We start from the raw sequence: 13,054 nt of genomic DNA on the forward strand, positions 1-13,054 counted from the left end.
GTTTGATTATTAGATCGTTCTGGCGTACGATTTTCCCTGCCAACTGTCCCGTTCCTCGAGGCGGCGTTCCAGTTCGGCCCACAGTTGTTCATTACGGATCAGTCCCCAGGCCGGGCCTGCATGGAAGCGCGGCGGCGCCTCGCCGGCGAAACGTTCGACGACCAGGTCGGGACGCAGCCGTTCGAGGATGCCGATGAAAAAGTCGATATACTCCTCTTTGCCGAAAAAGCGGAAATCCTCCGGGTGCCGTGCGTACTGCTCGGCCATCGGCGTCTCTTTGAATAACTGCAACTGGTGGAATTTGACGGTGTCGAGCGGCAGCGCGTTGATCCGTTCGGTCTGTTCGGTCATCATCCCCCGGGTTTCGCCGGGCAGTCCGAGGATGAAATGCGCTCCGGTATGGATGCCGCGCGCCGCCGTCGCCTCCACGGCCCGCTGCGCGCAGGCGAAGTCGTGTCCGCGGTTGATGGCCTGCAGCGTGCGGTCGTAGCACGACTCGATGCCGTATTCGATCACGACGTAGTGGGATTCGGCGAGCCGGGCGAAGTAGTCGAGTTTGCGTTCGTCGATGCAGTCCGGGCGCGTGCCGACGATGATCCCGGCTACCTGCGGCACTTCGAACGCCTGCGAAAAAACGGTTTCGAGCCTCTCCAGAGACGCATACGTATTCGAAAAGGACTGGAAGTAGGCCAGGTATTTTTCCGCGGTGCGGTAGCGGCGGCGGTGGAATTCGATTCCCTCTTCCAACTGCTGCCGGACGTTTTTCTGCGGCGTGCAATAGGACGGAGAGAAAGCCGAGTTGTTGCAGAACGTGCATCCGCCGGTCGAGACCGTGCCGTCGCGGTTCGGGCAGGAGAATCCGGCGTTGACCGACAATTTTTGCACGCGGGTGCCGAACAGTCGCCGGAAGTATCCGGAATAGCTGTTGTAACGTCTCGCATCCCCCCAGGGATAGGTGCTGCCGGTACCGGAGGCCGGTTTTGTTTCAGGGCGTTTCATGGATTCTAAGAGTTTGCTGCGGGGCGGCCGAAAACGGTCGGTAGCACTCCGCGAAGCGCGGCGGACGCGAATTCCCCATTGTCGAACGGCGGTCCGCGACCGGTTTACCCTTCGGCCGTTCAGTGGTTGCGCAGCGCTTCGATAAAGCCGGGAAACTGCGTCCAGAGGTGTTCGGTCTGTAGCCACAGTTCGCGGGCGAGAGTCTGGCGCAGCGGCTTTTCGCTCTCGATGTCGGCCAAGTATTCCGGAGTCACTTCGTGGACGTTCGACGTGAACTCGGCGTAAAATACCGGAAAACTTTTTTTGAAGTGAATCAATTCGCCGGCGGGGAGGCTGCCCGTCTGCCGGAATTCGCTCCAGAGCTTCAGGATCTCTTTTTCCGGATATTTGTCGCTGATGTCGTTGACGATTTCGTCGAAAAGTTCGTAGTCTTCGAGCGCCAGGTAGCAAAATGCCAGCGGCTTGGTAGTTTCGAGGTGGTCTTCCGGGTCCATGTCGAGCAGCATCTCCATCATTCCCGCCGCCATTTCGAAGTCGCCGACCAGGAAATGGTCGATCGCCGACCGTTTCAGCAGTTCCAGCACGGATTGGTTCTCCTCTTCTTCCCAGTCCAGCTGCACTTCGTCTTCGTCGGGGATCAGATCCATCAGCTTCTTGACGCCTTCGTACCGCAGGTTGCAGGCCTGTTCCACGTCGCCCTGCCGTTCACAGGTTCTGGACCTGGCCAGAATGGCCGCGAAATCGTAAGCGGCGTCCGTTCCGTGAATCGGATATGAGATGACGTAAGTGTTTTCGGCCGTCGGGACAAACTGGGGTGTATTAGCCATTTAGATAAAGATTAAACGAAAGGGTCTGCACTGTAAACCGCTGCAAAGGTACGATTTTTTGGAAAACGGCAACAAAGTCCCGAACATTATTTGACGGAAAACGGCATTTGCCGCCGCCGTTTTTTGCCGTTTGATGCGTCCGTCCGATTTAATGCATGTTAATATGTTGATAATTAATATACTGTCATCGAAAAGTCCGGCGCTTTGCAATATGGATAAGGGATCGGTTGTTCATCGTACCGGAAAAAATCTTATTTTTGCATACGCATAGCGGTCTGCCGTACAGACCGCCGACCGAACCGCCGCGCCATGAGTCTTACCGACATCAACAACGAATCCAGGTACCTGATCTCGACCGAAGAGGACGAGCTCTGGGGGCTCGTCGTGACCAGCGTGGGTAGCCAGACGATCTCCGCGAAAGAGAATTACCCTCCGTCGAGCCATCCGCAGGGCTATTTTTTCAATGTGGACGAAGGCCGGGTGCTGAGCGAATACCAATTGTTGTATATCACCGACGGCCAAGGTATTTTTACGTACGGCGATTCGCGCGAGTCGCAGCTGATTACCGAAGGAAAGGTGTTTTTTCTTTTCCCCGGCGTATGGCATACATACCGGCCTTTCGCCAATACCGGTTGGAAAGAGTACTGGATCGGGTTCAAAGGGGAGGTGATCGACCGGATCGTCGGCGAAGGCTTCTTCGTGAACCAGGCCCCGGTGTTCAATATCGGACTTAACGAGCGTATCGTCGACCTGTATATCAAGGCTTTCGATATCGCGAACGAGGAACGTTCCGGGTTTCAGCAAGCGTTGGGCGGGATCGTGATGCACATGCTCGGGTTGATGTATTACCGTCACCGCACCCGCGATTTCGTCGACGAGAACATGATCAACAAAATGAACAAGGCGAAGGTGATCATGCGCGAGGGCGTTTACGAAAACCTGTCGGCCAAGGAAGTGGCCGACAGGTTGCATATCGGCTATTCGGGTTTCCGCAAAGCGTTCAAGGAGTTTACCGGAACCTCGCCGGCCCAATATATGCAGGAGTTGAAACTGAACGAGGCGAAGCTGCTGCTCACCACGACCACGCGTCCGGTGAAGGAAATCTCGTACAGTCTGAAGTACGAGAATCCGGAATATTTTTCGATGTTCTTCAAACGGCGGACTTCGATGACGCCCGTCGAGTACCGCAACATCGGGAGCCCGGCGAAGGACGAGGAGGAGCGCATGCCGGAATAATTCGAGTACTAAAGGATTAAAGGAGAGTAAGCAATTTTACGAATCTATGGAAAACAGGAACGAAAAGGTAGAAATCATACAGATTAATATTTCCGGGGAGGACAAGCCGGGGCTGACTTCTTCGCTGACCGATATTTTGGCGCGCTACGATGCGACGATCCTGGATATCGGGCAGGCCAATATCCACCAGACCCTGTCGATGGGCATCCTGTTCAAGACCGATTCCCAGCGGGCCGGCGACATCATGAAGGACTTGCTGTTCAAGGCCTACGAATTGGGCATTCAGGTGCGTTTCAAGCCGATTACCGCCGAACAGTACGAAAACTGGGTGGGAATGCAGGGGAAAAACCGTTACATCATCACGGTGCTCGGCCGTAAGTTGAGCGCGCAGCAGATCGCGGCGGTCACGAACGTGGTGGCCGGGCAGGGATTGAACATCGACTCGATCCTGCGGCTCACGGGGCGTATCCCGTTGGATGTCGATGCGCGCGCTCCAAAATCGTGCATCGAACTGTCGGTGCGCGGTACGCCGCGCGACCGCGAGGGGATGCAGTCCGAATTCATGCGGCTTTCGACCGAAATGGGGATGGATATTTCGTTTCAGGCCGATAATATGTTCCGCCGGACGCGCCGGCTGATCTGTTTCGATATGGATTCGACGTTGATCGAAACCGAAGTGATCGACGAATTGGCCGAGCGCGCCGGGGTCGGAGAGCAGGTACGCGCGATCACCGAAAGCGCGATGCGCGGCGAGATCGATTTCACGGAGAGTTTCCGGCGCCGGGTGGCCATGCTCAAAGGGCTGGACGAGTCGGTGCTCGCCGACATTGCGGACCACCTGCCCTATACCGAGGGGCTCGACCGGTTGATGCATATCCTCAAGCGCATCGGGTTCAAAACGGCGATTCTGTCCGGCGGGTTCACCTATTTCGGCAATTATTTGCGGCAGAAATTCGGGTTCGATTACGTGTACGCCAACGAACTGGAGATCATTGACGGCAAGTTGACCGGCCGTTACCTCGGCGACATCGTCGATGGCAAGCGCAAAGCCGAATTGCTGAAACTGATCTCGCAAGTCGAAAACGTGGACATTGAGCAGACGATCGCCGTCGGCGACGGAGCCAACGACCTGCCGATGCTCAGCGTGGCCGGGCTCGGTATCGCATTCCACGCGAAACCGAAAGTAAAAGCCACGGCCGGACAGTCGCTGTCGACGATCGGGCTGGACGGCATTCTCTATTTCCTCGGTTACAAAGATTCTTATCTGGACGACAAACGGTTTGTGTGACGGGTTCCCGACAGGGGGAAACGTTCCGTTGTTTTCGACGGGTCGCGTGGCCGGATCGGCGACGGGAAGATGCGCTGTGCGTGGCCGGGCGGAGCCTTATCCGGCGCAAAACTTTGTAAACTTGAAAACTTTTTTTGTTTATTAGTTTTATTTCGTATCTTTGGAACCGGATTGTTAAGGTATTGCCATGTTGCTAAAAGATAGAATCGTAGCGGAGTCGACGAATCTGTTTGTCCGTAACGGCGTGAAGTCGGTCCGGATGGACGATATCGCGTCCCGCCTGGGCGTCTCTAAGCGGACGATTTACGAATTGTTCGGCGACCGGGAGTCGCTGATCGTCGAATGCGTGCGGCATTTTTATGCGTCGCAGGACGAAAAACACGACCGGCGTGTCGCATCGGCCCGCAACGTCATCGAGGAGTTTATCCTGCTACTGGAAGATTGGGAAAACATGATGATGACCAACATCAATTTCATGAGCGATCTGAAACGGTTCTATCCCGCCGTCTTCGAGCGGGTCTATTCCGAGATTCGCCAGCGCGGGCAGGAGCGACTGAAAGGATCCCTGAAGAAGGGGATCGACGAAGGGTTGTTTTTCCCGGAGCTCAACCTCGACTTTACGGCCGTCGCGCTGATGGCCTCGATCAATACCATTTTCGCTTCGCCTTCGGTGTACGACGAGGTGCACGTGTCGGTGTCCGATGCCTTTAAGTACATCACGATGTGTTTTTTCAGAGGCATCTCGACCAAAGAGGGGATTCACATCATCGACGATACGTTCCGGAAGCATTTTCCCGGCGGCCTTTTCGGGCAGAACAAAGTTCGGGCGTAAGACGGAGTCGACCTCGATTGTATATAATCCGGGGGGTGGCCCGCTCAGACGCCGAGGATGAAAATCGCGGGGCGTTTGTGAATATCGGGCGTTTTCGCCTTCCAGTCGCGGATCTGCGCGGTGCGGATAAGTTGGTCGGGTTGCAGGATATCCGCCGCGACCGTCAGCAGCGTATTCCCGTTGCATTCTTTCAGAAAATCTTCGAAAAGTTTCAGGTTGCGGTAAGGCGTTTCGATAAAGATCTGCGACTGGCGCTCGGTTTGCGCCCGTTTTTCGAAATGCCGGATCGCCCGGCCGCGTTCGGGTTGTTTGACCGGCAGGTAGCCGTTGAAAGCGAACGACTGCCCGTTCAGCCCGGAGGCCATCAGCGCCAGCAGGATCGACGACGGGCCGACCAGCGGAACCACTTCCACGCCGCGCAGGTGCGCAAGCGCCGCCAGGTCCGCGCCCGGGTCGGCTACGCCGGGCAGGCCCGCTTCCGAGATCACGCCGGCGTCCGTTCCGGCGAGCACCGGGGTCAGCAGTTCGGCCACCGCTTCCGGCGTCGAGTGTTCGTTCAGTTCGGCGAAACGCAGCGAGTCGATCGGCCGTTGTATGCCGGCGCGGCTCAGAAAGCGGCGGGCCGAACGGGTGTTTTCGACGATGAAGTATTCCAGGCGGTCGATTACGGTTCGATTGTATTGCGGCAGCACATCCCATACCGGCGTATCGCCGATCGGGGTCGGCAGCATGTAGATTTTCCCCTTTCCCATTACTCTTTGGTGTAGATCCGTTTGACGCGGGTCGAAATACCCGTCATGATTTCGTAGGGGATGGTTCCCAGTACGTCGGCCATTTCGCCGACCGGCGCTCCTTCGCCGAAGACCGTGACCGTGTCGCCCTCGTGCGCGTCGATGCCGGTGATGTCGATCATGCAGGTGTCCATGCAGATATTTCCGATGATCGGGGCTTTCCGGCCGTTGACGATGAAGCTCCATTTTCCGCAGCTAAGCCGGCGGTTCAGGCCGTCGGCATAGCCGATCGGGACGGTCGCCGTACGCACGGGATGCTCTGCGACGATTCCGTGGCGGCCGTAGCCGACCGTATCGCCGACCGGAACCTCTTTGATCTGGACGATGCGGCTTTTGAGCGCGCTGACCGGCAGCAGGTGCTCCTGGTGGGCGACGCTGATGCCGTACAGTCCGATGCCGAGCCGTACCATGTCGAACTGCGCTTCCGGGAAGCGCTCGATCCCGGCGCTGTTGTCGACGTGCCGCAGGATGTGCCGCTGCGGGAAGGCGGCGACCAGCCGGTCGCTCAATTCGCGGAACAGGGCGATCTGGCCGCGCGTGAAGTCGTCGTGCCGGGCTTCGTCGCTACCGGCTAAGTGCGTGAAGATCGTGCGGATGTAGAGTTCCGGGATCGTTTTCAGCGCGTCGATCAGCGGGTCGATGTCCTGCCGTTCGAATCCGAGGCGGTGCATGCCGGTGTCGAGCTTGATGTGGATCGGATAGTCGGTTTCTCCGTTCCGGCGTACCGTTTCGGCGAACGACTGCAACGACGATCGGCTGTAAATCTCCGGTTCGAGCCGGTAGTCGAGCATCAAGTCGAAGCTGTCCGAATCGGCGTTCAGCACGACGATCGGCATCGTGATGCCGGCCTCGCGCAGTGCGACGCCTTCGTCGGCGAACGCGACGGCCAGGAAGCCGACGCCCTGCTGTTCGAGCATGTTGGCGACTTCGAAAGTGCCGTTGCCGTAGCCGGATGCCTTGACCATCGCCATCACTTGTTCTCCTTCGCGCAGCAGGCTGCGGAAGTAGTTCAGGTTGTGGATCATGTGGTCGAGGTTGACTTCCAGCACGGTCGTATGTATCTTGTCTTCGAGGATGCGGCCGATCCGTTCGAACTGGAAGCGGCGTCCTCCTTTCAGCAGGATGCTTTTTTTCGAAAAGCGCGACCGGTTGACGCCCCGCAGGAAATTTTCGGTGGTCAGGTAGAACTCCTTGCGGCAGTCGAATGCCCCCGCATGTTTGAAAATCTCTTCGCCGATACCGATCAGTTCGGTCACTCCGTTCGCCTTCAGCAGTTCGGCCACCCCGGCGTACAGCCGGTCGGGTTTCAGACCGCTCTGGTCGATGTCGGACAGGATCAGCGTTTTTTCGCGGTGGCCGGCTACCGACGACAGGTATTCCAGCGCGATGCCCAGCGAGTTGATGTCCGAATTGTAGCTGTCGTTGACGATTTTGCAGCCGTTGATGCCGTCTTTGAGTTCTAGCCGCATCGCTACGTTTTGCAGCGAGCGGAGTCCGCCCCGGACTTGCGACATGTCGTACCCCATTACTCCGTACAGGGTCAGCGCTTCGGCCGCGTTTTCGCGCGAGGCGGCGTCAGGGTAGGGCAGTCCGTTCAGGTCGCAGCGGCTCGCGTCGACGGCGATCAACTGCCGGTCGGGATAGCGGGCCGGAACGAGGCGCCGCAACAGCGGGTCGCCGGCATTGTAGATAATCGTCGGCGTGTGGGCGAATAGGTTCAGTTTCTCTTCGGCCTTTTCTTCCGGCGTGTCGAAATTCTCCTGATGGGCGTCGCCGATGTTCGTGATGATGCCGATGTCGGGACGGACGATCCGTTCGAGCGACTGCATCTCGCCCTTGCGGGAGATACCCGCTTCGATCACGGCGATCTGCTCGTCGCCCGCGGTCATCAGCAGCGACAGCGGTACGCCGATCTGCGAGTTGTAGCTTTTCGGACTGCGGAACAGTTTTACGCCCGGCGGGCAGAGCTGGGCGATCCACTCTTTGGTGACGGTCTTGCCGTTGCTGCCGGTGATGGCTACCACTTTGCCGCGGATGCGGTCGCGGAGGCAGGCGGCCAGCCGCTGCAACGCCGCTACCGAATCGTCGCAGCGGACGAATCCGGCTTCCGGGTAGCGTCGGACGTCGACGGCGCCGTCGACGATGAAGGCGCGCACTCCCTTGCGGTATAACGGTTCGATGTAGTCGTGTCCGTCTCGGTTCGTTCCGCGGATCGCGACGAAAAGGGTACCTTCCGGGAGGTTGGCTCGCCGGCTGTCGGTCGTCACGCGGACGACGGTCGTGTCCGTCCCTTCGAATGCGCCCCCGACGCAAGCGGCGATATGTGTCAGTAGATCGTTCATGTTCCGAATGAATTGAAGCGACACAAAAGTACGCCATTTTCCGCAAAAAGTTTTGAACCGTGCGGAATTTTACCGGAATTACCGGCTCGTTGCCTGCGGTTCTCCGATAAAAAAGCCGGAAAAAACGGATCGTCCGTTTTTCCCGGCGTATGCGAACCGGCCGGATGCCTTTAGAAAACGTATCCGAACCCGATGTTCAGGTAGACGTTGTACATGTTGAACCCGATGCTTTTGAATCCTTTTTTGAAGATCGAGTTCGCCGCCCAGGTCAGCTCTCCGTATACCGACAGGTGGCGGTAAGCCATCCATTCGGCTCCGAATTCGCCGCCCCAGTTGAACCGCCGGATGTCGTTATCGAAATTGTACGTGGCCGACTCGACGCCGATCTTGGTTCCGGTCGGATCTCCGTCGCGGATGTATCCGTCGTAGGCGTTTCCGCTGAAGCCGCCCCGCAACAGGTATGAGAAGAAGAACCCCAGTTTCAGTTCCCAACGCGGGGAGACCTGGCGCATTGCCATCACCGGCACGGTCAGGTATTCGTTCTGCACCCGGGTTTTGACCTGTCCGGTGAATACTCCGGAGATCAGCCCTTGTTCGTCGCCGTTGTCCACGTTCATCGTCAGTTGGTAATTCTTCACCTGGGCGCCGGCCGACATCCCCTTCGTTTCGAAACGGAGTCCGCTGATCAGCGCCCATTTCGCAGTCAGGTTTCGGACGACGTTCCCTTCGATGGCGAAAGCCAGCGTCGGCGAGTACGCTTTCAGTTTCCGGATCTCGGCCGGTAGCGGAAGCGGGGTCGTGCCGCCGATGTTGAAACCTGCCTTGACGCGGTATTCGAATTTTTTGAAAGACTGGGCGCAGACGCCGCCGATACACAGCAGCGCGACCGCCAAGCAGATGATGTGTTTTTTATTCATCGTCATAGTTGGGTTGTCGGGTTAGTTTGCCGGTTTCTCTTCGCAGATCACTTCTACGTCGTCCACGAGCAGCGTGCTTCCTACGGCTCCTTTGAAATAGGCTCCGTAACGGCTGGACGAGAAGACGACGGTCAGGTTGTACTTGTAATTCTCCATTTTTTCCTCGTCGAACTGCTTGAGATAGGTGAATTCCACGTCGAAAGGAAGGTAGGTTCCCAGCGGCGACTCGACCGGGTCCGGGACGACGGCCTTGGCGACGATGTTCGGCGAAGTGAGCACGTTGTCGCCGAACAGGCATTCGACGTTGTCGTCCGTCTCGTACAGCACCGCGTAAATCTGGCAGGAATCCCGCTGTTCGGGGATCACCAGGTTGTTGTATTTATCGGTCACGTTGCCGGCCGACACGTAGCTGTAATAACCTTTCAGGCGCAGCGGTTTTTTGCCGAACGGAAGACCGAACCGGGTGGCCTCCATCGGATTTTTGGTAGCCAGCATACCGTCGAACGTTCCGATGAACAGGTTCCCGGCGGCGATCGGCATGTTCAGGGCCGAACCGAACGTCCCGGTCGATTTGGTTTCGAGTTTGGCCGCCAGCCGGCCTCCGTGGGCGATCGGGGTGGAACAAGTCGGAAATTTGCTCGGGACGGATGCGCCTCCGGTCAGCGCGTAACCCGCATTTCCGGACGACCATATCTCTTGGGCCACACCCCCGGCGATGATTTCGTAAGGCTGTTCGTATTTTCCTATCTCTTTCCAGTCTTCGAAACTGAACAGGGTCGGCAGGTCGGTTTCGATCACGCTGACCAAGTAGGATTTGTTCCAGCGCCCATCCTGCGAGGTGACTTTGTAAAGCTTCGGAGTGGTGAAATCGCGGACGGTGCCCGATGCCGGTTCGATGACGGCTCCGGGAGTCAGCTTGAACTCCGGAGCCATCCGGGTAACGTCCGTCGAGCCCGGGACGATCAGGATCATCACCGTGTTGTCGGCGATCTTGGGATCGGTTTTGACGATGTCTCCCGGAACGGTGCATTCGATGATGTCCGCTTCGGCGTTCAGCGGTTCGTCCTTGATGCAGGAAACCGTCAGCGCTGCGGCGCCCAGGAGCGTTAACAATAAGCGTATTTTCATAATTGTCGGATACATTTATCGGATTTTCTCCGCAAAGGTAATTTTAATCAGATATCTCCGCAAATCTTTGTTCCGGGGGGCGCGGAATTTCTCCGGAGATATTTACGGATTCATTTCTTCTGTCCGAGGTAATCGGGGTACGGTAAAATAATCTTATTTATTAAATAACGCATATTTCGGCGATAAGTTACATGTGTGGGTTTATTCGGTTGATACATAGTGTTATAAAAATGAGGCGGATATGGAAATGCCGAATTTCGGACGGAAATGTCCGGATTCGCCGGATCGTTTTCGTCGAAAGTTTGACGCCCTCGGCCGAAAATCATTTTCGGAAATTTGTTAATCGGCGATTTTTTTCCTACTTTGCAAAATGATTACGGAATTATTTTTAACTTAAAATTAACCTTGAAAACTTCCCTTCGGAGGTTTTGTAACCTGATTTAATTAAGATGAAACGAGTCGATTTCAAACCGAAAGGCATTTTGTCCGCGGGCGTTTTCTGGCAGCGTTCGGTTGCCGTCTGCCGGAAAGCGGTTCCCGCATTGATGGTCGCGGCGTTGCTGTTGGCGTCCTGTGGAAAGGATAACGGGGACGATCCCGGTCCGGGACCTAATCCCCCCGACCCGGATCCTACGCCGACTCCGAAAACCGAATACCTGACCTTCGCTACCAAGACGGCGAATCAGATTTCCGTCAAAGAAGTTTCGACCGGCGAGTACGAAATGTCGATGACCGGGACGGACCCCTACATTTTCACCAATTCGTTGGAGCGTACCAATCCGGCGGACTCCTGCATTCTTACCTTTCAGTACCGTTGCGATAAGGAAATTTCATTCTTACAACTGTTTTTCGCCTCGACTCCTTCTTCCGGCGTGTCGGAAGACCGTTCGGTGAAAGTGGACGGGATTCCCGCTTCGCAGACCTGGAAAACCTGGAAAGCCAACGTGAGCGAATCGCTCGTAAAATTCGCATGGGGGAAAGCCGGTAACTGTTTGCGGGTCGATTTCGGAGACAAATCGGGGATTAAACTCTATATAAAAGGGATTCATTTCCGCGGAATGACCGAGCAGGAGAAACAGGAGGCCGAAGAGGAAGAAGAGAACAGCAAGTCCGAAGCGGCGTTCGAAAACAACCTGAAATCCTATCTGTCGACGCTGTATCCGTCCTCTACGTCGGTAACCTCGGTGGAAGCCGGACTGACCAAAATTACCGTGAAAGGGAACTGTTCCGCTTCGGGCAGCTATAGCCTTTGCGAAATTCCGCCTTACGTCGATCTGCTGAAAACGACCAAATTCGAGTTCAAAACGGCTCTTACCGACGGGACGTTCAGCAAGGAAATGGACCGCTATGTCGAACGGGACGGGTTCAAATACGACCGGACCCTTTCGAAATGGGCGATCGTAGAGAACGGCGATACGAAAGATAAATTGGTGTCTCATGCGCGTTACGCTACCGAGATCGCTTCGACGCAACAATTGCCCGCAGCGAAACCCGCCAGCAAAAAGGGGCTCGGCGGATACCATTTGGGCGGTCCCGAGAGCGATCTGGATGATCTGGGGATTACCAGCATCACGATGAACGTTTCTTTCGTCGGCATGATGTCGCTCAGTCCTTCGGGCAATTCCATCGCGCACGAATACGGCGGTAAAACCTACTATTTCGATAAAGGCAGCGTGGAAAACTATGACAAAACGTTGCAGGCGGCCCAGAAACGGAATATCGTCGTTGCCGCTATCCTCCTGGTCGCTCCTTCGAGCTCGGAGGTGGGAAAACTGCTGCTGCATCCGGATTACACTTCGCGGGGGATCTACACGATGCCGAATATGACCAATCCGGAGAGCGTGAACTGTTATGCCGCCGCGCTCGATTTCCTGGCCAGCCGTTATTGCCAGACCGGCAGTCCGTACGGTCGTATCCACCACTGGATCATGCACAACGAGGTCGATGCCGGGCTCGACTGGACGAACATGGGCGTCAAGCCGATCACCATTTATACGGATACGTATCTCAAGTCGATGCGAATGTGCTACAACATCGCTCGGCAGTACGATCCGAATACCGAGGTGTTCGCTTCCTTTACGCATTCGTGGACGGAGGCCGCTTCGGACAGTTACGCTTCCCGCGACATGCTCGATCTGCTGAGGAAATTCGGTACGGCGGAAGGCGACTTCCAATGGGCGGTGGCTTACCATCCTTATCCGCAGGATCTGAACGATGCGAAAACCTGGAACGATAATAAGGCTTCGTTCAACATGAATACGAAGCTGGTGACGTTCAAAAACCTCGAAGTGCTGAGCGCCTGGGCCAAAAAATCGGAAAATAAGTACAAGAAGACGATCAAGCGTTCGGTATGGCTCTCCGAAAACGGAACCAATTCGAGAACCTATGCGGACATGTATCTTAAAGAACAGGCCGCCGGTTTCGCTTATGCCTGGAAAAAGCTGAAAAAGCTCGACGGCATCGACGCGATGCAGTGGCATAACTGGATCGATCATCCCGAGGAATACGGCCTGCGGATCGGATTGCGCAAATTCCCGAACGATCCCGACGATCCGATGGGTAGAAAACTCGTATGGTATGCCTATCAGGCAGCCGGGACGTCAACCGAGGATGCGGTTTTCGAACCTTATAAGGCGGTGATCGGAATCGACAATTGGAATATCATCCAAGAGGTTCAGTAATCCGTTCGAAAAA

10 protein-coding genes are annotated in these 13,054 nt (G+C 56.2%); 4 read left to right on the plus strand and 6 right to left on the minus strand.

Annotated features, from left to right (window positions below; translation table 11 throughout):
- Nucleotides 1–9: 9 nt before the first annotated feature.
- Nucleotides 10–999: a TIGR01212 family radical SAM protein gene (locus GFH31_RS10495; RefSeq protein ID WP_118457629.1), complete on the minus strand. Its 990-nt coding sequence runs from the start codon at nucleotides 997–999 to the stop codon at nucleotides 10–12.
- Between the two features lie 119 nt (nucleotides 1,000–1,118).
- Nucleotides 1,119–1,826 carry a hypothetical protein gene (locus tag GFH31_RS10500; protein WP_101571338.1) on the minus strand — a complete coding sequence of 236 codons (708 nt, stop codon included), beginning with the start codon at nucleotides 1,824–1,826 and terminating at the stop codon, nucleotides 1,119–1,121.
- Nucleotides 1,827–2,135: 309 nt separating this feature from the next.
- Between GFH31_RS10500 and GFH31_RS10505 the strand changes: the two genes are divergently transcribed.
- From GFH31_RS10505 to GFH31_RS10515, 3 genes are all read left to right on the plus strand, one after another.
- Entirely contained in the window at nucleotides 2,136–3,062 is a 927-nt protein-coding gene (locus GFH31_RS10505) for an AraC family transcriptional regulator (protein ID WP_153497897.1), read from the plus strand.
- 46 nt (nucleotides 3,063–3,108) lie between these two features.
- Nucleotides 3,109–4,350 carry a phosphoserine phosphatase SerB gene (gene serB, locus GFH31_RS10510; RefSeq protein ID WP_055202046.1) on the plus strand — a complete coding sequence of 414 codons (1,242 nt, stop codon included), beginning with the start codon at nucleotides 3,109–3,111 and terminating at the stop codon, nucleotides 4,348–4,350.
- 187 nt (nucleotides 4,351–4,537) lie between these two features.
- The gene (locus GFH31_RS10515; protein WP_101571334.1) at nucleotides 4,538–5,182 is read left to right on the plus strand and encodes a TetR/AcrR family transcriptional regulator; all 645 of its coding nucleotides are present in this window, start codon (nucleotides 4,538–4,540) and stop codon (nucleotides 5,180–5,182) included.
- A 44-nt stretch (nucleotides 5,183–5,226) separates the two neighbouring features.
- On the opposite strand, the gene GFH31_RS10520 is transcribed toward GFH31_RS10515, so the two are convergent.
- The 4 genes from GFH31_RS10520 to GFH31_RS10535 form a co-directional block, all read right to left on the minus strand.
- Nucleotides 5,227–5,934, minus strand: coding sequence for an SAM-dependent methyltransferase (locus GFH31_RS10520; protein WP_118656435.1), 708 nt, complete (start codon nucleotides 5,932–5,934; stop codon nucleotides 5,227–5,229).
- Nucleotides 5,934–8,315, minus strand: a complete 2,382-nt coding sequence (gene alr, locus GFH31_RS10525) for an alanine racemase (protein ID WP_153497898.1) — start codon at nucleotides 8,313–8,315, stop codon at nucleotides 5,934–5,936. Before alr ends, GFH31_RS10520 begins: the two co-directional genes overlap by 1 nt.
- 170 nt (nucleotides 8,316–8,485) lie before the next feature.
- On the minus strand, nucleotides 8,486–9,232 hold the full coding sequence (locus tag GFH31_RS10530; protein ID WP_153497899.1) for a porin family protein: 747 nt from the start codon (nucleotides 9,230–9,232) through the stop codon (nucleotides 8,486–8,488).
- Between the two features lie 21 nt (nucleotides 9,233–9,253).
- Nucleotides 9,254–10,360 carry a PCMD domain-containing protein gene (locus GFH31_RS10535; protein ID WP_153497900.1) on the minus strand — a complete coding sequence of 369 codons (1,107 nt, stop codon included), beginning with the start codon at nucleotides 10,358–10,360 and terminating at the stop codon, nucleotides 9,254–9,256.
- A 449-nt stretch (nucleotides 10,361–10,809) separates the two neighbouring features.
- Between GFH31_RS10535 and GFH31_RS10540 the strand changes: the two genes are divergently transcribed.
- Nucleotides 10,810–13,041, plus strand: a complete 2,232-nt coding sequence (locus tag GFH31_RS10540) for a DUF5722 domain-containing protein (RefSeq protein ID WP_153497901.1) — start codon at nucleotides 10,810–10,812, stop codon at nucleotides 13,039–13,041.
- Nucleotides 13,042–13,054: the final 13 nt, after the last annotated feature.

Origin of the sequence: Alistipes sp. dk3624 (assembly GCF_009557455.1) — a bacterium.
Classification (GTDB): domain Bacteria; phylum Bacteroidota; class Bacteroidia; order Bacteroidales; family Rikenellaceae; genus Alistipes_A; species Alistipes_A hominis.